20 protein-coding genes and 1 pseudogene are annotated in these 18,852 nt (G+C 62.2%); 14 read left to right on the plus strand and 7 right to left on the minus strand.

The window, feature by feature from the left end:
* Nucleotides 1-928: 928 nt before the first annotated feature.
* Complete coding sequence (locus HD841_RS20670; protein WP_373562924.1) at nt 929-1,258, minus strand: hypothetical protein; 330 nt, start codon at nt 1,256-1,258, stop codon at nt 929-931.
* Nucleotides 1,259-1,344: 86 nt separating this feature from the next.
* Here HD841_RS20670 and HD841_RS20675 point away from each other — a divergent pair, with 86 nt between their 5' ends.
* Nucleotides 1,345-1,746, plus strand: a complete 402-nt coding sequence (locus HD841_RS20675) for a hypothetical protein (RefSeq protein ID WP_257015335.1) — start codon at nt 1,345-1,347, stop codon at nt 1,744-1,746.
* A 381-nt stretch (nt 1,747-2,127) separates the two neighbouring features.
* Here the strand turns inward: HD841_RS20675 and HD841_RS04295 are convergent.
* Nucleotides 2,128-3,247 (minus strand): annotated as a pseudogene (locus tag HD841_RS04295) (IS3 family transposase).
* Nucleotides 3,248-3,429: 182 nt separating this feature from the next.
* On the opposite strand from HD841_RS04295, the gene HD841_RS04300 reads away from it, so the two are divergent.
* From HD841_RS04300 to HD841_RS20955, 7 genes are all read left to right on the plus strand, one after another.
* Complete coding sequence (locus HD841_RS04300) at nt 3,430-3,945, plus strand: MucR family transcriptional regulator (protein WP_179507615.1); 516 nt, start codon at nt 3,430-3,432, stop codon at nt 3,943-3,945.
* A gap of 595 nt (nt 3,946-4,540) precedes the next feature.
* A complete protein-coding gene (gene tnpA, locus HD841_RS04305) occupies nt 4,541-4,882 on the plus strand; it encodes an IS66-like element accessory protein TnpA (RefSeq protein ID WP_179507616.1) in 342 nt (113 codons plus the stop codon).
* A gap of 17 nt (nt 4,883-4,899) precedes the next feature.
* Nucleotides 4,900-5,220: an IS66 family insertion sequence element accessory protein TnpB gene (tnpB, locus tag HD841_RS04310; protein ID WP_373562950.1), complete on the plus strand. Its 321-nt coding sequence runs from the start codon at nt 4,900-4,902 to the stop codon at nt 5,218-5,220.
* Nucleotides 5,221-5,268: 48 nt separating this feature from the next.
* Nucleotides 5,269-6,915 carry an IS66 family transposase gene (gene tnpC, locus HD841_RS04315; protein WP_179507618.1) on the plus strand — a complete coding sequence of 549 codons (1,647 nt, stop codon included), beginning with the start codon at nt 5,269-5,271 and terminating at the stop codon, nt 6,913-6,915.
* Nucleotides 6,915-7,148: a hypothetical protein gene (locus HD841_RS04320; RefSeq protein ID WP_179507619.1), complete on the plus strand. Its 234-nt coding sequence runs from the start codon at nt 6,915-6,917 to the stop codon at nt 7,146-7,148. Before tnpC ends, HD841_RS04320 begins: the two co-directional genes overlap by 1 nt.
* A gap of 113 nt (nt 7,149-7,261) precedes the next feature.
* Nucleotides 7,262-7,630 carry a low affinity iron permease family protein gene (locus HD841_RS04325; RefSeq protein WP_179507620.1) on the plus strand — a complete coding sequence of 123 codons (369 nt, stop codon included), beginning with the start codon at nt 7,262-7,264 and terminating at the stop codon, nt 7,628-7,630.
* A gap of 670 nt (nt 7,631-8,300) precedes the next feature.
* The gene (locus HD841_RS20955; protein ID WP_179507621.1) at nt 8,301-8,531 is read left to right on the plus strand and encodes a helix-turn-helix domain-containing protein; all 231 of its coding nucleotides are present in this window, start codon (nt 8,301-8,303) and stop codon (nt 8,529-8,531) included.
* 67 nt (nt 8,532-8,598) lie between these two features.
* On the opposite strand, the gene HD841_RS04335 is transcribed toward HD841_RS20955, so the two are convergent.
* Nucleotides 8,599-8,757: a hypothetical protein gene (locus HD841_RS04335; protein WP_179507622.1), complete on the minus strand. Its 159-nt coding sequence runs from the start codon at nt 8,755-8,757 to the stop codon at nt 8,599-8,601.
* 165 nt (nt 8,758-8,922) lie between these two features.
* Between HD841_RS04335 and HD841_RS04340 the strand changes: the two genes are divergently transcribed.
* From HD841_RS04340 to HD841_RS04355, 4 genes are all read left to right on the plus strand, one after another.
* Nucleotides 8,923-9,693 carry a histidine phosphatase family protein gene (locus HD841_RS04340; RefSeq protein WP_179507623.1) on the plus strand — a complete coding sequence of 257 codons (771 nt, stop codon included), beginning with the start codon at nt 8,923-8,925 and terminating at the stop codon, nt 9,691-9,693.
* Nucleotides 9,690-10,571, plus strand: coding sequence for an NAD(P)H-hydrate dehydratase (locus HD841_RS04345; protein ID WP_179507624.1), 882 nt, complete (start codon nt 9,690-9,692; stop codon nt 10,569-10,571). Before HD841_RS04340 ends, HD841_RS04345 begins: the two co-directional genes overlap by 4 nt.
* Nucleotides 10,572-10,926: 355 nt before the next feature.
* Nucleotides 10,927-11,295 (plus strand): DUF3597 domain-containing protein, encoded by a 369-nt coding sequence (locus HD841_RS04350; RefSeq protein ID WP_373562951.1) that lies wholly within the window; start codon nt 10,927-10,929, stop codon nt 11,293-11,295.
* Nucleotides 11,296-11,513: 218 nt separating this feature from the next.
* A complete protein-coding gene (locus HD841_RS04355) occupies nt 11,514-11,789 on the plus strand; it encodes an HU family DNA-binding protein (protein WP_179507626.1) in 276 nt (91 codons plus the stop codon).
* A gap of 1,107 nt (nt 11,790-12,896) precedes the next feature.
* On the opposite strand, the gene HD841_RS20960 is transcribed toward HD841_RS04355, so the two are convergent.
* Nucleotides 12,897-13,034: a DUF1275 family protein gene (locus HD841_RS20960; RefSeq protein ID WP_179507627.1), complete on the minus strand. Its 138-nt coding sequence runs from the start codon at nt 13,032-13,034 to the stop codon at nt 12,897-12,899.
* Nucleotides 13,035-13,186: 152 nt separating this feature from the next.
* On the opposite strand from HD841_RS20960, the gene HD841_RS04365 reads away from it, so the two are divergent.
* Complete coding sequence (locus HD841_RS04365; protein ID WP_179507628.1) at nt 13,187-14,311, plus strand: GGDEF domain-containing protein; 1,125 nt, start codon at nt 13,187-13,189, stop codon at nt 14,309-14,311.
* 315 nt (nt 14,312-14,626) lie between these two features.
* Here HD841_RS04365 and HD841_RS04370 read toward each other — a convergent pair whose 3' ends face one another.
* Both HD841_RS04370 and HD841_RS20965 read right to left on the minus strand, forming a co-directional pair.
* Nucleotides 14,627-16,675: a PAS domain S-box protein gene (locus tag HD841_RS04370; protein WP_179507629.1), complete on the minus strand. Its 2,049-nt coding sequence runs from the start codon at nt 16,673-16,675 to the stop codon at nt 14,627-14,629.
* Between the two features lie 14 nt (nt 16,676-16,689).
* Complete coding sequence (locus HD841_RS20965) at nt 16,690-16,821, minus strand: ribbon-helix-helix domain-containing protein (protein WP_179508095.1); 132 nt, start codon at nt 16,819-16,821, stop codon at nt 16,690-16,692.
* A 325-nt stretch (nt 16,822-17,146) separates the two neighbouring features.
* Between HD841_RS20965 and HD841_RS04380 the strand changes: the two genes are divergently transcribed.
* The gene (locus HD841_RS04380; protein ID WP_179507630.1) at nt 17,147-17,449 is read left to right on the plus strand and encodes a response regulator; all 303 of its coding nucleotides are present in this window, start codon (nt 17,147-17,149) and stop codon (nt 17,447-17,449) included.
* A gap of 381 nt (nt 17,450-17,830) precedes the next feature.
* On the opposite strand, the gene HD841_RS04385 is transcribed toward HD841_RS04380, so the two are convergent.
* Nucleotides 17,831-18,847, minus strand: a complete 1,017-nt coding sequence (locus HD841_RS04385) for a sugar kinase (RefSeq protein ID WP_179507631.1) — start codon at nt 18,845-18,847, stop codon at nt 17,831-17,833.
* Nucleotides 18,848-18,852: the final 5 nt, after the last annotated feature.

Consider the following 18,852-nt stretch of genomic DNA (forward strand, 5'->3'; position numbering starts at 1 on the left):
AGAGGCCGTGAATGTCCGCGGTTAGGTCGTTTCGGCGTGTCGGCTGCATGCAGCAACAATCTTTCAGTACCACGCAACACTTAGATTTAAAGCTCGGAATGATGGTCATCGCTAATGCGGTGCATTGATGCCGAGATCGAATGCAAGCACGTTGCTGAAAATAGGCGAATTTTCGATTCACGACAGGTTGTATTTAAATATAATTTCGGCGCTCGCGCCTGCTTTCAATGTGGTGCGGGTGGCCTTGATGGAGACTTGGCAGGTAAACGTTTGTTTTAGCATCGCCGCGCCATGCTCATCATCTACCTCGGCCCTGACCCTCGCGATGGCCCTTCTTACCCGCTTCCGCGCTTACCTATACGGAGCTCTCCGTCATGAGCCGTTTGCGTGACGGGCTAATCGTCCCCGGCACCTGTGACGCTCGGCGGTGTGATGTATGCCCAGCACTGAATAGGGCTAAGATGAACTCGGCTAGTCTTGTCAACCCAAGTGCCTTCCATAGCGTCCCAGTGCCCGACGAAGGGACTATGAATCCATAGGAGGAGTTCACGGTCGATTGGGAGAAGTTCCGACACCGGATGCCACATCAATGCATCGGGCGACACACCCTTAGAAAAGGGGGCGTCTACGGTCAGTCGATTGTCATTGACGCTGTCGGCCCACATCTGGCTACTGCGGACTAGTTGGGCCTTGCCGTCAACAACATGCATCTACTTTCAGCTGATGCTTCAAGGTCCTTGTCAGGGAGGTCCGTTCGCATACACGTCAGCCTTGGCCTGATCCCCGCGTTGATCAGCTTGCAAAGGCGAGCTCCGCCTCCAGATGAGTCCTTCGTTACGACGCGTCGCTAAATGCCACTACGTAGCAGCCCAGTCTGCGAAGCCGGTTGAAGGAGTTCGAATGACAGTGGTAAAGAAGTCGTTGTCTTCTAACGGCAGGGATGCCAGGTGGCGTCCCATGAGCCTTGCGCTTTGCAGGTGTTTAGTCCCGGCATATCGTGGAGCCGGTTGACGATGAACCGGTCGGGCTCTGACGTCCAGATCTTGGCGATGTATTCATGGGCAGTGAGTCCGCTGAGCGTTTTGAACCGGCCGGCAAAGTTATAGGCAGCCATGCTGTTGGAGAGGTGCGTCCTGAGCTGGTCATGGCTCTCGTGATGAACGCGGTTGACAGTTGCTTCCTTGATAACCCGGTTCACGCGCTCGACCTGGCCGATCGTCCAGTGCTGGTTCGACTTGGTGTGCGGTGCTCGATGCATTTGCTTCGCAGATCATGTTGGAAGGCATCTGACGCGACCAAGCTGTGTTGAGGTTGCGCGGCTGCTCGGCAAACTGGCTGCCACTGTTGATCAAAATCGTGTGGATGCGGCAAGGCACGGCTTTCAGCAGGGGTTTGGGGAACTTCACACCATGCGTCCGTCGGCTTTGTCGATCAGCTGGTAACAGCGAACTTGCTGGCGCGGTCGACACCGACGAACAGGTAGAGCTTGACTTCGGCGGTCTGCACCTCGGCAATTTGCATATGGAGGAAGCCAAGGGGAAAGCGTTTGAAGAGCCGACGCTTCGGCTTGTCACCTTCGATGTCGGGCGGGCGGGACGCCATGCCGCTGCAGGCATGGTGCAGCGCTGCCCGTATCAGGTGCGGGATCGATGGTTGCAGGGCGTAGAGGCGGTCGTCGAGCGGCAGCGGCGTGTGTCATCGGAACGCCACAACCATCCGCTCCTCCGCCTCAGTCAGGGTCGTTGAATGAGCGGCCTTGGGCAGGTCTTTAGATCCTCGACCGTCGCCCGTTTCCGCCACCTCGAGACTGTCTTCCGGTTGATCCCACCTCACGGCGCAGCGTCGCGAGCGAAGCTGGCGATCACTGTATTGTTGCTCAGACGGCATGCGCAGTCGTGGCGCACTCATGACGAACCCGTCCATAGGGTTTCCTTCCAATCTCAACCGAAGGATCCCACCATCAAACCATGGGATCCAACACCTAAGGTCGTCCGACATGATCGGCCGTGGCGTCGTGCTGACATGGTGTTTCAACCAATCTTATGACAGTATCGCTCTCGCGTTCGCTGGATGTCGGCCGTCAAGTGGCCGTCAGTCATAAGATACCCGGTGACCTGCTCCCCGTTTTCAGGCCGCTGATAAGTTAGCTTCGGTGTCGTCACGCCCTTGGCGAGGGCGGTTGATGAACTCGGCGGGTGCCATGCCGCCGAGGCTGCTGTGCGGATGCACCGTGTTGTAGTCCGTCCGCCATGCCTCGATGATCCGTCTCGCCGCAGCCAACGAGGGGAAGAGGTGCTCGTTCAGGCACTCATCGCGCAAGCGACCATTGAACGGTTCCACAAAGCCGTATTGCTGTGGTTTGCCAGGCGCGATGTAGTGCCACTCGACCCCGGTGTCCTGACGCCGGCGAGGACGGCATGACTGGTCAGCTCGGTGCCGTTGTCGCTGACCACCATGCACGGCAGCCCGCGACGCTCGGCGATGGCGCTCAGCTCGCGAACAACCCGCCAACCCGACAGCGAGGTGTCGACGATGCATCCCAGGCATTCCCGGCTGTAGTCGTCGATGACGTTGAGCAAGCGGAACCGCCGGCCGCAGGCCAATGCATCCGACACGAAGTCGAGCGACCAGCGTTGGTTGGGTTCCTGCGGGATCGCCATCGGTGCCCGCGTGCCCAGTGCGCGCTTGCGCCCGCCACGCTTGCGTACGGTCAGCCGCTCCTCGCGGTACAGCCGGTAGACCTTCTTCAGGTTCATGCCTTTCCCTTCACGCCTGAGCAGGATCGCCAACCGCCGGTAGCCGAACCGGCGTCGCTCGTTCGCGATCTCGCGCATCCGCTCGCGGACAGCATCGTCCTTTCCGCGAAGCGGCTCATATTGCCATGCCGAACGGTTGACCCCGATCAGCCTGCAGGCGCGACGCTCGGAGAAGCCGTGGTCGGCCATCAGCTTCTCCACCGCAGCATAGCGATCCACAGACCGGGTCAGTTTTTTCTCAGCAGATCCTTCAGCGCCGACACGTCGAGCATCGACTCGGCCAGCAGCTTCTTCAGCCGCCGGTTCTCGTCCTCCAGCGTCCGCAACAGCGCCGCTGCCGACACGGTCATCCCGACGTATTTCGCCTTCCAGTTGTAGAACGTCGCATCGCTGATGCCGTGCTTCCGGCACAGCTCGGCGGTCTTCACGCCAGCCTCGTGCTCTTGCAGCACGCCTATGGTCTGATCTTCGGTAAAACGGCCTCGCCGCATCGCTCGTCTCCATCTGACGAGCTAACTTACCAATGGCATGATTGCCGGGGAGCAGGTCGCCGGAGCTACAATCGGCGCGATCCGGCCAAGTGCCCTCCGTTTGTAGCATAATGGCGAAGATGGTTTATACCGGCCGAGCCGATCTAAGTACGGTCGCGCAAAAGAAAGGATGAGAGAACGGCATGACATCAGAAAGTGAAACGAACTTTGTCGAACTCGCGACGGAACTGACTGTTGCGTGGCTGAGCAACACGAATAATCGCGTCAACGCAGGCGACGTACCGGCATTTTTGCAGCGAATGCATGAGACCGTCAGCGGCTTGTCTGCAGGCGGCGCCGTCGATGGTGAAGCAGTGGAGCCAGCGCAGGAATATACTCCTGCGGTTTCGGTTCGGAAGTCGTTGGCTTCGCCTGATCACATTATCAGTATGATCGACGGCAAGCCGTACAAAACATTGCGTCGCCACTTGGCAACTAATGGGATGACGCCGGACCAATACCGCGAGCGTTATGGTTTGAAGAAAGACTATCCGATGGTGGCTCCGACCTACTCTGCTGCCCGCCAGGAGATGGCGAAGAAGATTGGCCTCGGTCGGAAGCCTGGGAAGATCAATGCCGTGAAGGCAGACGCCAAACCCTCGAAGGCGCGCGACGCGAAGGCCGCTGCTAAGGTGCACCTCGGCTCCGGGGACGAGTAAAGGCGTCGGACTAATGTTGGTAGCGTGGGTTGGTGGAAGGCACCAGCCCACGCTGCCTGGTGCGAGCGTTTAGACTACGCCGTCGTAATGGAATTAGCTCGTTCGCTACCTAGCTATGGCAGCTCTGGCCCAGGTCACGACAGTTCTTAAAGTCGGCCGGATGCGGGAGCCCGGAGACCGGTGATATCTGGGCTCTGAATGGACGTCCGAGGTCGGGGGTGCGCAGCGTGGGATGCGAATGTCTGTTGTGGGTCCATGCGGCAACAGGTAGGCGTCCGCTCTCGGCCAAATCTCGGACGTTCAGGCCGTTCGAGCCGCACTTGAGAGCGGTCGTTCGTTAACACGTCGAACGGACGACGGTGAACGCTCGGTATTCGTTCATTCAAGTAAGGGAATTCCGGAAGGGGCCGTTCGCTTGCCCGGTGGGTGAACGATAGCAATCGCCTACGGTCGCTATGGATCCGAGGACGCTTGCGTGGATCTGTCTCGGGTCTTTCTGCCATCCAGTAAGCATCCGGCGGGTGCCGCCTTGCTGTGTTGGGGCCGGGGATAGAGGACGTCCTTACAGCCGCACGTAAGGACGTCCGTACCGACCATGGCGCAGATGACGATATTGACGGGGCCGGAGCGTCGGCGTCGCTGGAGTGACGAGCAGCGCGAGCGCATCCTGGCGGAAGCGTTTCGTTCGGGTACCAGGGTCTGCGATGTTGCCCGGCGGCATGACGTGGCTCGCAGCCTGATCTACCAGTGGCGCCGTGCTGCGGTTCGTCAGGCGGAGCCGATGTTTGTGCCGGCGGTGGTCGTGGACGATGCGCCTCGGCCAGTGTCCGAGCCGGTTGTGGCAGCCGTGCTCGATCTGCCCGACGGCGGCTGCTTGAGGATATTCGCCTCGGCGTCACCGGCGCTGGCGGCTGCGGCGTTGAAGGCGCTGCGGTGATCCCACCGGGCGCCAGAGTGTGGATCGCGATGGGTCACACCGACATGAGGAAGGGCATGCAGGGCCTGGCGCTCATGGTGCAGCAGCAGCTCCACCGCGATCCGCACGGCGGCGACTTGTTCGTGTTCCGCGGTCGGATCGGCTCGCTGGTGAAGATCATCTGGCACGACGGCCTGGGCATGTCGCTGTACGCGAAGCGGTTGGAGAAGGGCCGGTTCGTCTGGCCTTCGGCGAAGGACGGGGTTGTATCGCTAACCGCCTCGCAGCTGGCCTGCCTGCTCGAGGGTGTCGACTGGCGCAATCCACAGTACAGCTGGCGTCCGGCAAGCGCCGGATAGGCCATTATCGCCTTGCGCGGTGGGGCCAAGGGTGATTCACTCTCCCTCGTGGTAGCGGTCGTTTCGCCTCTTCCGGACGATGTCGAAGCGCTCAAGGCGCTGCTCGCGGCTGCCCTTGAGCGCGCCGACGAAGCGGAAGCACGCGCCGCCAATGCGGTCGCCCGCGAGAGCGCTATTGAGGCGGTCATCGCGCACCTCAAATTGCAGATCGCCAGGCTCAGGCGCGAGCAGTACGGCGCGAGCGCGGAGCGCAGCCGCCGCCTGCTCGAGCAGATGGAGCTCCAGCTCGAGGATCTCGAGGCCGATGCTGCGCAAGACGATCTCGCTGCCGATATCGCTGCCGCCAACACTACCAGCGTCGCCCCGTTCGAGCGTAGACGGCCGGTCAGAAAGCCCTTCCCCGAGCACCTGCCGCGCGAGCGTGTCGTCATCCCGGCACCGTGCTCGTGCCCGGCCTGTGGCGGCTTGCGCCTGTCCAAGCTCGGCGAGGACGTGACGGAGACGCTCGAGGTGATCCCGCGGTCGTGGAAGGTCATCCAGACGGTCCGCGAGAAAGTCTCTTGCCGCGACTGCCAAACCATCAGCCAGCCGCCGGCGCCATTTCACGTCGTACCGCGCGGGTGGGCGGGGCCGAGCTTCCTGGCGATGCTACTGTTCGAGAAGTACGGTCAGCACCAGCCGCTCAACCGCCAGGCCGAGCGGTTCGCGCGCGAAGGCGTACCGCTCAGCGTCTCGACGCTCGCCGACCAGGTCGGCGCCGCGGCGTTCGCGCTTACCCCTCTCTACAAGCGCATCGAGGCGCATGTCCTCGCCGCCGAGCGGCTGCATGGCGACGACACGACCGTGCCAGTCATGGCGAAGGGCAAGACCGACGTGGCTCGCCTATGGGTGTACGTCCGCGACGATGTGCCTTTCGCCGGCACCGACCCGCCGGCGGCACTCTTCCACTATTCGCGCGACCGCCGCGGCGAGCATCCGCAGGCGCATCTCGCCAGCTGGTCGGGCATCTTCCAGGCCGACGCCTATGGCGGCTACGGCGCGTTGTACCGCGACGCTCGCAGCGCAGGCTCCGTGCTTGAGGCCGGGTGCTTCGCGCACGCCCGGCGCAAGTTCTTCGAGCTCGCCGACGTCGAGGGCACCGCCCGCAGGAAGAGCCGTGGCGAGCGAACCGGCACGGTCTACCCTATTGCGCTCGAGGCGGTGAAGCGGCTCGACGCGCTCTTCGACATCGAGCGCGCCATCAACGGCAAGCCCGCGGCCAACCGGCTCGTCGTGCGTCAGGAGCTCAGTGCGCCGCTGATGGCAGAGCGCCATACCTGGCTGACCGACCAGCGCGCCAGGCTGTCGCGCAACCACGACCTCGCCAAGGCTTGTCTCTACATGCTCCGCCGGTGGAACGCCTTCACGCGCTTCCTCGACGACGGCCGGGTCTGTCTCTCGAACAACGCCGCCGAGCGGGCGCTCCGCTGCGTGCCGCTCGGTCGCAAGGCCTGGCTGTTCTGCGGCTCGGACCGGGGCGGCCAGCGCGCCGCCATCCTCTACACCCTCATCCAGACCGCTCGGCTCAACAACGTCGACCCGCAGGCCTGGCTCGCCGACGTCCTCGCCCGCATTGCCGAACATCCAGCGACCCGGCTCGACGAGCTGCTGCCGTGGAGCTGGGTGCCTCGGATCCAGGTCGCGAAAGCCGCCTGATGGCCGCCCCCTCGATGGTGTTCACTGCGCGCTACGCCGCAAAGCACCTGGGCGTCGACCTCGCCGTCATTGAGGAACTCGCCGAGGACATGGCGCCTGAAGACGGCCGCCTCAGCGTCATCAACAGCCCGGACGACGACACCGAGGCCACCACCGCCTTCACCCGCCGCGGTCTCGACTACCTCGACGAACTCCTCGACCACAGGCGGTCAGACTTCATGGGCGAAAGCTGACCCGCCCCGCGGCCTTCAGCGCATGGATACGCCATCCACTTCGCCTTTGTCCTTTCGCCGTGGCGGACGTACTTACACGGCCAAGACGGGCGCATTGGGGAAATGAGGCGCACATGCTGAGGAAGTTGAACGAGGTTGGTAGCCGTATTGCCGGCCGCACCGCGGATTTGGCAGGGGCACCGCTCGCCATCATACTGGTCGCCATGTTTTGCGCAGGCTGGTTCCTGCGGGCAGGCGTGGCCGGCGAGAACACCTTGACCCTCATCCTGTCCGTTGCGTCGATTACCCTGACGCAGATGGTGCTCAATGGTCAGCGGCGGAGCGAGCAGGCTCTCCATCTCAAAATGGACGAGCTGGTTTACGCCATTGAGGGCGCCCGCAACGCAGTGGCCGGGATCGAGACGAAATCGACGGATGAACTGGACGCATTGCGCAGGACCGGCGAAGCAGCCGAGAACGAGCTGGAGAAGCGAGACGTATAGGGACGGCGGCTCGATCTGCTTACTTACTGCCGCGCGGTACCTGACGGTCGGTATCGAATTGCAGTTATCCGGCTTCCGCACGGCCAGTCATTGGGGCTGGCGCAGTGCGAGTATCGATCCCCCGAGCCTTACATTCCGCAGCCAACGCCACATGCCAAGGATCGTCGGGTTGTGACACGTTGGCGAGGTAGGCAGAGCGGACGCCAGCGTCGGTCATGGATGGAAGCTGCTCCATCAGGTCAAGAACGCGGTCCTCGTATTCCTCGTCGGTCATCATGCCAGGATGGCCGACTGGCCAGATGATTGCAATGCTGTAGGTCAATCAGCTGAGCGACCCTGCTCGATTGCTCATCGATGGAGACATCAAGGAAATGCCGCGATCGATGTCAAACGTTATGCCGGTTCCATGGCGAGCTGATCAGGTCTTCAGGGTCAGAGACTCTGATCGTCATGCAGATGGGTGTCGTCACCAGTCTTCTCGCTGCTGCTGTCGTCTTCACCGCGCCAGTGTCGCGGTCGTCCTCAGACGGGATGGGGTTACCCTGGTCACCCGTGGTCATCGCTTTAATCCTTTCCCCGGACTTGGCATCGCTGCGTCAGGATTTACATGGTGTCGCGCACCTGCTCACTCAGATAGTCCTGGTCGATCGGTTCGGGCGGCTCGGCCAGGATGTCGATTGCTCTAAGGAATCAATGTGGACGGCCGCTATCAGCGGAAGAGCGGATCGGGGATGCAACCGGGCTCACGTCTGTTCATGTCAATCGCACCCTCCTGGCGTTGCGAAGTGACGGCCTCATCAACACGGGAAGCCGAATGGTAAGAATCGAGGATTGGGCTGGGCTGAAGCGAGCAGCCGACTTCGACGGCGGGTATCTTCATCCGGTCGCGCTGGCTGCGTAGGTCCCGACGCTTGGAGCTGATGTCATCGACGATCCAAGATTGATCCGGGCCACAGGATTAGACCACCTCAGGGGTGGCGCATCCGCAGATGCAGATAGGTATCGTCGAAGCCTGCAATCCTGACCAGCTTGGCGGGATCGCTGACTTCCAGACTGCCCCGGTTCAGCGTCATTGCGCCAGCGATCCGCAACTCTTTAAGTAACCGGTTGATGTGTGGCGCGATCAAGTGCCCGTATCCTATAGCTGCTTCCGCGCGTCGGCGGTGACGGCTGGAACAGCGTGACGCGCCGTGCGCTCTTCAACGACGAGGAGAAGCGTGGATGGCCGTTGGACGTACGATAGGAAAACCGTGGCAAGCTCGTCTTGATCTAGCGTCGGGTGGTGTGACAGCATGAGTTCGCTGCGCTGGCCGGACAGGCTCTGGATCGTTCGTCACGGGGAAAGCGCGGGCAATGTCGCCCGCGATGCCGCGCATGCAAATGGGGCAGACCGCATCGAGTTGTCAGCACGGGACGTTGACATTGTCCTGTCCCCCCGCGGCGAGGAGCAGGCGCAGGCGTTGGGTAAATGGTTCGCGCAGGCCCAGCCAAGCGACCGTCCCGATGTGTTGCTTGCCTCCCCTTATGCGCGTGCCCGTGCCACCGCGACCTTGTTCCGGGAAGCTGGCGGCGCAACCGAAGATGAGCCGATCTGCGTGGATGAGCGACTACGGGAAAAGGAGTTCGGCATCCTCGACGGTCTGACGGTGAGTGGTGTGGCGTCGGTCTATCCCGATCAAGCCGAATTTCGCCGGTTGCTCGGCAAATTCTACCATCGGCCACCTGGCGGGGAGAGCTGGTGCGACGTTATCTTCCGGTTGCGGTCACTGATGGACACGATCGCGTTGCACTATGCGGGCAGACGCGTGATGATCGTTGCGCATCAGGTGGTTGTCCTCTGCCTGCGTTATGTCATCGAGAACATGTCCGAGGAGCAGATCTTAGCGATCGACCAGGAGGGTGATGTCGCAAATTGCTCAGTCACCGAATACCGGTTCGATCCCGACGCCGGTCGTGAAGGCGGCATGACCTTGGTCCGTTACAATGCCGTGCAGCATCTTGACCGGGCAGGGGCGAGCGAAGTCACCGTCGAACCCGACCGCACCGCGGGGGTACGCGGATGAGCGGCGAACCAACTGCCCTCGACAGCACGTGGATCGCGGCCAATCCGGTGCCGGTCCACGTTCAGGGCACGACCAAGAACAGCCGCGGCCGCGTACTGGCGATCGGTGGGTCGCGAATGGTGCCGGGAGCGCTGCGACTGACGGGCGAGGCGGTGCTGCGCGTCGGCGCCGGCAAGCTCCAGATGGCAACGGTCGCGTCGGCGGCACTGCCGCTCGGGCTACTCGTTCCGGAAGCGGCGTCGATTGCGCTTCCCGAAGGGGATAATGGCGAAATCGGCGAGGCCGCGGAAGTATTGAAGACCGCGCTAGACGCTTGCGATGCGCTGGTCCTTGGTCCTGGGATCGGCGCTCCGGAGGTCGCGTCCCGTCTGCTACAACTCGTCCTGGGCATCACCCGCGACGATGTCATGCTGGTGATCGACGCGATGGCAATCGGCTGCTTGAAGGATTTGCAGCAGGAGGCCGCAGCATTCAGTGGGCGCCTGATCCTGACGCCGCACCATGGCGAAATGGCCGTCTTCACCGGCAAGGACGAAGAAGAGATCGGTGCCGATCCCCAGCGGATCGCCTGTGATGTCGCGCATGAACTGGGGGCAATCGTCGTGCTCAAAGGCAGCGACACGGTGATCGCCGCGCCTGACGGCACCAGCTTGCATTATGGTGGCGGCGGGACCGGCTTGGCGACGGGAGGCTCGGGTGACGTGCTGGCAGGTGCCATTGGCGGTTTGCTGTCGCGCGGCACACCGCCGCTCGTTGCGGCTGGCTGGGGTGTATGGCTTCACGGCCAGAGCGGTCGCCGCGTGGCGACGACAAGCGGGCCGATCGGCTTCCTGGCACGAGAGATTTCGCCCGAGTTCCCCCGGCTCCTCCCGCAGTGATGAGCCGATGAGCGTTCAAGCCGTACCGTCACGACTCAACGAGAGACCTTCTGGCTGGTTGATGCCCCTGCCTGAACGACTTCGCTTCACTGCTGGGGGCGGCCTCCGCTCGATATTCGCGGGCGTCGTTCATACGGCGCACGGCATCACGCCTGTAACTGGCGAGACTAGTTCTCAGATGAGACTCATCTACCGTCTAGAATAAAAGAGCTAACCGAATGGGCGTGCGTTCCTACGGTGTAACGACATCATGGCGAGACTTGTGAGCATCTTCAGCAAGATCAAGACGGCTATTTTCTACGAAAATGGAGTGCTTGGCAGCGGTCACTTCGTGACTCCCAAACCCGCCTCCTAGATTTCTTCGGCCACACCGCAGCCTCATGTTGATCCCATGCCTACCGCTGCAGATGCGCCTTCGGTGCAAGCATCGTCCGGAGCGTCGATGCCGGATGTCGCAACGCCTGAAGCTGTCGACGTAGAAGCCGTATTGAGGCGCCTCGCGGCACGGAAGGGGGTAACTTTCAACTGGCAGTCTTCGATCATCGATTTGATGAAGTTGCTCGATCTTGATTCGAGCCTCGCTAATCGTAAGGAGCTGTCAAATGAACTCGGCTATTCAGATGCCAAGGACGGAAGTGCCGAAATTAACATTTGGCTCTATAAGGCAGTTCTGCGTGAGTTGGAAAGGAATGCCGGTTACGTTTCCGGCTTAGTTAAGGACTGATGGGATGGCCTGGAAGGTTCCGCCGTGTGTAGTGAGGGCGCCAGCCAAATACGCGTAGGTGCCAGGCCATTCGGCTGGCTTGGCTATATCGCAACGGTGGTCGAACTAGCACTGGCGAACGACTAATCATCCCTAATTGCATACTGCGGAACTTGCTTCGGTATCGCCTGATCGAGATCCCGGTTGTAGGACCGCTCCTTCACAAGAGGAGACTGACGATGAACAATGCCGATCTGGCCGAACGGCTGGCTACGAACCACTCCTTGAGCAAGCCGGATGCGCGCCGAATCGTCGATGACCTGACCGCAGCGATCGTCGCGGCGGCAGCGAGCGGCGAGGAGGTTTTGCTAGCGGGCTTCGGCAGGTTTAAGGTGAAGGACAGCCCGGCGCGGGAGGGGCGTAATCCGTCCAGTGGAGATAAAATCCAGATCGCTGCGTCGAAGAAGCTGACCTTCGTTCCAGCCAAGGCCGTGAAGGATGCGCTGAACGCCTGAACCGCTGCGGTAGCAATTGATCCAGCGATGCGATCCCCTGGGTTCTGATCTGCGGGTCAGGGGATCAGCGCCGACGGAGTCGCGGTTCGACGGTCTGGCGTGGCCGCCTGAATAAACCTACTCGAAAGCACGAAGTCGAAGCGGCCAATTGCATCCGCGAGCAGGCGATTGGTAGCCGAGCGGGACATGCGCTCGACGCGGCTTGGTCATCTCGCCTGAACCACCCACGGGCGAGCATGGTGCCAGCCGCACGGTAGTCGCCGACAACGTCGGGAATGCGAGAGGCGGCGTGTGATTTGCTGGAACGGTTGAGGATTGATGAAGGGCCCGGCGGATATGGGGCGGTACTTTGAAGCGGTGGTGGAAGTCGTCTTTCCAAGCCACAGCGTGAGCGACATTCGTACACACGCTCGCCTGGGCTCGTCGTCCGCCGGGCATGTGGCGATCCGGCTAATTGGGTGCCGGTGGAACGCCGAGCGATAGACGTCAGCCGCCTCGGCCCTGAGCCGGCGCGTGGCTCGATCGTCGAAGAGTGGCATGTGCCTATTTCATTCCTCACCCGATAGCGGCGGTCACCTCGAGCCGGGGGGGGGGGGGCTCCCGACGCAAGGGTAGCCGATTTCATCGAGAGGGGGCCTCGAAGCGATCACCGCGATCCAACGCCACCGCCGCCATCGATAGCATCGCCCTCCCGAAGCAGCCAGCCAGAGCGTCGGCATCGCCGACTTGGCGGATGCCGCGGCTACCGCGACCGCACCTGCGATCAGGCCACAGGAGGGCGTACGGTATCCATCGTGTCGCGGACCCGGTTAGGGCCGCTTCCGGGCTAACCCACTTCCAAAGAGGGTGCCCGTCATGGAGGTGACGCCAAGGCGCACCTCTCGGTCTCGTTGGGGAGCCGCGTCCACGGCCCTCATCGCAAGGGCTGCAAATAGCGCCGGCCCGGTTGCATCAACCAGCAACGTGGCTGCGAGCGCTGCATCCGTTAGCATGGTGGTCACGGCCATCGGAACGGCCTGACTGCGACGCCTACCGACCAGGTTGCCGATCGGGGTGCCCAGCACCACACCGATCACGACTACCGTGCTGAGGAATGCGGCTTTGGCGTCATCGGGGGGGGGGGCGGGTCGCGCTAACTGCCATTCGCGTCAAGTTTCCGCTTACGCTGGAGACGAAGTGACCATGAAGATCGAGGAACCCCAAGGCATCGACGAAGCCGGTTAGCGCTGCCTTACCTATCGCCAAGTTGCGGTGCCGCCATCCTTCTCATCGCATGTGCGTCCAGTAGCATCTGGATACACGATGGGGGGGGCGAGCGGCGTTCGCGTAGTTTGCCCGTGTCGAGCTGGGCACGATCTGCTTAGGCAATCCACAACCTGTATTGGATAAGGTGGCGCATGCTCAGACGCATCGCAGACGAACCGCCTGGCGTCCGGATCCAGCTTGTCGCCGCTCTCTTCACTGCGGCGCTGCCGCTCGGCATGATGATCGTGACGTTCTCGCTCGTAGGATGCTACGTGGTATTTGCTCAGGCGGATAAGCCCGCCGCGCTGGCCACTGGGTCGGGTCTGTTGGCTGGCCTCTGGAAGGCGTCGCTTCATTGTCTGTTCCGCCGGGGCGTCAGGCGCGCTCCTGTCGACGAGGTTGGTGCGGCGGCATGGGAGCGCCGTTTCGGCGTCGCCAACTACGCCTTCGCTTTTTGCATCGGCATGCTGGCGGCTCGGACGTTCATGCTGCAGGATCCGGGAGGACAGCTTCTGGCGATCGGTATGCTCTTCGGCTTCTGTTCGGGGCAGGTCGCGCGTGTCGCGGTCCGTCCAAGGATATGCTCGGTTTCGATCCTGCTGGCCGTCAGCCCGGCCGCCGTGGCCTCCGCGACGCATGGCGGCGTTCCCCACGTGGGCTTGGCAGCCATGTTCGTGCTGTTCAGCGTCGGCGGGCTGGAGAGTGTGCGCTACGCCTATGGACAGATCCGCCAACGCATCGCGGCAAATCTGGAACTCGTGACAATCGCCCAGGTCGATCCGCTCACGGGTCTGCGAAATCGACTAGGTCTCCGTCGCTTCATCGATGATCAGGTTGGGCGATGCGGAAGCAGGACGATGATGGTCGCGGTCCACTGCTTCGATCTCGATGGCTTCAAACCCGTCAATGATCGCCTAGGGCATTCCGCCGGGGACGCGCTCCTCGTCGAGCTTTCGCGTAGGGTCGGATCCATGCTCCACGACTCCGACGTCGCGGTGAGGCTTGGCGGGGATGAGTTCCTGGTCGTCCAATGTGACATAGACCACGTGGAAAAAGCGGAGATCTTCGGGCGGAGGCTCTTCCGTACCGTCACGGCGCCTTACTCCCTAGAGGATCGCTCCGTCACGATCGGCATGAGCCTGGGTACGTGCACCGGCCAGCTTCCCAACGAATTGCTGGAGGATCTGATCGGCGTAGCGGACGGTCGGATGTACGATGTGAAGCGTACAGGCGGGGGAGGCGCCGCCGCCGCACGGTCAGGCATCGACTGCAGCTGACCGGTGGCCTTGCTCCCGATCGGCTCGCAGATCGTTCCGCAGCCGCTCCGCTTGAATGTCCCGACCCAAAGAGCGGCTCATGTCCTCGAAGAGCGAGGCTGGGGGTATTCGATGCTCTTTCCGTCTGCATCCGGCGAGATATGGCTGCAAGGTGCCGCGTCGGAAGAGTTGTGCAGCCAGCCTTGGGCGGCGCGCCTGGTATGAGTAACACGGCCCGACTGACGGCCAGGGTGATCGCAGCTGGCGGACAAGTGGCACGAGCGACATGCGACACGCACGTCTTCTTCTATCAGAAGCGGACCTTCAAGCGGCGGTTCAATCGATAGGGTGTGGCTCGTTCGGAGACCGCTTTTCCGTCTGGGGATTCGCCATCGCCTGTCGCAATGCGCTCGCCAGCCTTTCGGCCGAGTACGGCTTCTGCAGGATTGGAAAGCCGCTTGAACCGCTTCTTGCGAGCACGTCACTGTAACCGCTGGTCAGCACCACCGGTAGCCCAGGCTGTTCGTCACGCAGCTTCGATGCCAGTTCGATGCCATTCATCCCCGGCATGACTATGTCGCTGAATACCACGTCGAACATCCCGGGGTTCTCGCTGAGGCACACAAGCGCCGCCTTTGCGTTCTCCGCCCATCGCGTCTCAAAGCCGAGCTCGCTCAGGAGTTGTGCCGCGAACTCGCCGATGAGGCGGTTGTCCTCGACGAGCAGAACCATTCCGGGTGCACCATTCAGTTCAGGCTCCGGCTGCGGAATTGCTTCGGAACGCGCCTCCGGCAGCTCCTCGCAATGGGGCAGATACAGCGTGAACGTAGTGCCGCGATCCGGCTCACTTACTACCCCAATGTCGCCGTCCGACTGCTTCGCGAAGCCATGCACCTGGCTGAGGCCTAGTCCTGTGCCTCTGCCAACATCCTTTGTGGTGAAGAACGGCTCGAAGATATGGGTGACGGTTTCGGCGGACATGCCCTGTCCGGTATCCTGAACCGATATCGCGACGAACCGCCCCCTCAGCGGAGGATGGCCCCGAATGGCTGGTACCGCATCGACGTTGCGGGCCGTCAGGACCAGCTGCCCCCCTCTTGGCATCGCATCGCGTGCGTTCACCGCCATGTTGACGACCGCCGTCTCGAACTGGTTCGGGTCAGCGCAGATGGTTCGAAGGTCGGGGTCGACATGCGTAGTTACCTCGATGGGTGCTCCGACGATGGTCTTCAGCATGGTGCTGATCGACTGCAGGCGTTGACCGGCGTTGAATTGTTCAGGCTTCAGAGGCTGACGGCGGGCGAAGGCGAGGAGCTGCTGAGTGAGTTTGGCGGCGCGCTCGGCCGTTTCGGCGATCGCATCGAGGTAGCGGCGTTGCCGATCCTCGCTCAGCCCACCACGGCGCAGCAGGCTGACGCTCGACGTGATCACGGTCAGCAGGTTGTTGAAGTCGTGGGCGACGCCCCCCGTGAGCTGCCCGATGGCTTCCATCTTCTGGGCCTGGTTAAGGGCTTGTTCCGTTCGCCTGCGCTCCGCCATCTCGCTCTCCAGCTGCGCCACGGCGCTGTTGAGATCGGACTCGCTTTCTGTGGCCTTGTGTTCCAGCGCTAGGTTCAGCCGTTCCAATGCCTCCTGGGCCTGGACCTGGTTCTCCACGTTGATGCATGTACCGATCCAGCGAAGTATGCGGCCCTCGTGGTCGCGTTCGGGCACGGCTCGGCAGGAGAAGGCTCGATAGGCACCATCATCCCGCCGAAACCGGTACGTTGCCTCGTACGGGTCCCCTTCTGAAACGGCCCGGCTCCAGACCTCGCCAGCTCGTGCCCGATCCTCGGGATGGATGACTTCCAGCCACCGGTCGCCCAGCAGTTCTCCATCCTCGCGTCCCGTATACTTCTGGAAGAAGCCGTTGACCTGAACGTTGTGACCGTCAGTGTCGGTAACGAAGACCAACCCCGGCAGTGTGTCGGTCAGGGTGGTGAAGCGGCGGTCGGCATCGTGCTCCGCCGTCCTGTCACGGACCATCTTCACGAACCCGTGTTCCCCGTCAGAGCCGTCGCGTAGCGGCATCATCAAACCGGAGCCCCAGTACCGTGAGCCGTCTGCCCGCATGTGCGGACGTTCATCGACGGCTCGCCCATCCCGGCTCGCGCGGCTCATCTCGTCCTCGGGGGAGCCTGCGGCCTGATCTTCCGCCGTGAAGATCATCTTCCCATGCTGGCCGATGGCCTCTTCGGCCGTCCACCCCATGATGTTCCGTGCGCCGGAGTTCCAGCTCGTGATGATTCCTTCCCGATCAAGCGTCACGATCGCGAACTCGGACGCGCTCTCGATGATGAGGTTGGCGAGTCCCGCCGGCAGCTGGTTGGACGATCGTTCGGTCACTTGGATCTAGTTCCTCAAGGGACGGGCGGGGGGAGGGGAGCGGAGTCCGAGCTGTGGTCGACCATCATCCTCAGCGATGCGCGGATCACCTCGCTCGCGGTTGCGTATCGCCCGGATACTACGTCGGCGCGTACAAAGCGCGCCAGCTCCGGGGGCGACGCTCACGTTCATAGGATGGCGATGTGGCATCATAGAATATTGGTACGGCGATGATCCTGTGTCCAGTTGTGACACAGCTGAAGGTCGTGGTACGTACGAAAGGTGTTTGGGCGCCGAGGGGCGGGCTCATGCAGCGCACTGGGGCTAATAGGCCACATCCCGAATGAAGGGTCACCTCAGCGGCGTCTAAGTCATTACGCGGTATCTGAAATTTTTGCTAAAGTAATTACGCCCATTGCCTCTTTAGATGCATTAACGCGACATGATATTCGAGCTCGGACCGCCTGTCCTCGTGGGTAGGACGAAATATTCATGCGCATGATCGCCGCCGATGTATTGGAGGAACGAGGGTTTGTCATCTTCGAGGCGGGTGACGCGCTCGAGGGACTGGAGGTGTCGGAACGCGTACCGGACATCGCATTGATCTTCACGGACATCGACAGGCCCGGCGGTTTCGATGTCCAGCAACGCGCCGCCGAAGTCTCAAAACGGTGGCCCCGCATCGAGATCATCGTGACATCCGGTGCCGTGCGCCTCGACATCGGAGATATGCCCGATACGGGCATGGTCCTGCCAAAACCGTACGCATCTGCCGATCTTGCACGGCTGGTGTAGAACGACTGGCTCGCTCGAACAACTAAATGCGACCGCACGATCGCTTACGCCCAGCCGTATGCAGTCAGAACCTTGCCTCCAGACGCCATGTTTAAAAGGACTCGGTACCGAACAGGATCGTGTCACTGCGTTTAGCGGCTCCTTCGCACTGGCATCTCCTTGTCCCAAAGAATCGGAAATGACGGTGCGCAGGTCATTGGAGGGTGTGGCCGAACTTCGGAGCAGCATCGTGTGGTCCGCCGCATCCATAGGAACCGTGGCGCATCCAAGGCTAGCGGCCTCTGTCCGACAAGGAAGGCCGGCTTCAACGCCGTGCTCAGCTCGTAGGTGCCTAGGGCTTCCATGAACGCTATGGGTGCCGCTATATCCCGATCCGCCACTTCACCGTTTGACGTCTTTCGAGTCGTCCACGAATGCTGCCAGATGTCGGCTCGTGATCCGCGAGGCATCCCCTTCCATGCTGTGCGCGAGAGCCGCGAGCGCCTGGCCGCTTTCGGCGATCTTACCCACCGTCGATCCCATCCGATGGGCATGCAGCACGCCTGCGGCGAACGCGTCGCCCGATCCGATGCGGTCGATGACGCCGGGAATGATAAGCGGTGCCGTCTCGACGCCTCCTTGGGGCGTGTCGACGCGGGCCGACAGGACGTGCTCGCCGACATGGGGCGTCAATCTGACGGTCGATGCGACCAGCCGTAGCCTCGGGAACGCATTGAACGCGGCTTCGCTGGCGGATCGTCGCGCGTCCGGCGAGTCTCCGGAGAACATGCGGCCGAGCAGCAGGCCGATGTCGCGATGGTCGCCGAAGAGTATGTCGGCGCTGCGAACCAGTTCCCGCAAGGGCTCCACATCAACCGACGCCCGTTCAGCCCAGAGTTGAGCGCGATAGTTGCCATCGAACGAGATGGGTACGCCGGCGCGTCGAGCCGCGCGAGCCGCATCGAGCGCGATCTGCGTAGTGTTCGAACCCAATGCAACCGTGATGCCCGAGAGATGAAGGCGCTCGGTCGCGGTGAGGAGGGCCGACCAGTCCCACATCGCGCCATCGGCTACCGCGAAGCTCGAGCCCTTTCGGTCGTAGATGACCTGACCCGCCCGTAGACTCGCACCCGTCTCGACCCAGTAGACGCCCATTCTGCCGGGCGCGCGACGCATGGCTCCCACGTCGAGACCTGCGCCTGCTAACGCGGTGACCGCCGCGTCACCCAGTGCGTTATCGGGTACTGCCGTCGCCACGCCGGCGCGATGGCCGAGACCGGCCAGCGCCGCCGCGACGTTCGCTTCCGATCCTCCGACATGCATGGCTAGTCGAGGCCTGTCGGCAAGCAGCTCGCCAGACCGGGGGGAAAGGCGGAGCAGGACTTCGCCAAGAGCAAGGAAGTGTTGGTAGACCGTCATCGTGT

The organism is Sphingomonas melonis (assembly GCF_013409985.1).
Classification (GTDB): Bacteria; Pseudomonadota; Alphaproteobacteria; order Sphingomonadales; family Sphingomonadaceae; genus Sphingomonas; species Sphingomonas melonis_A.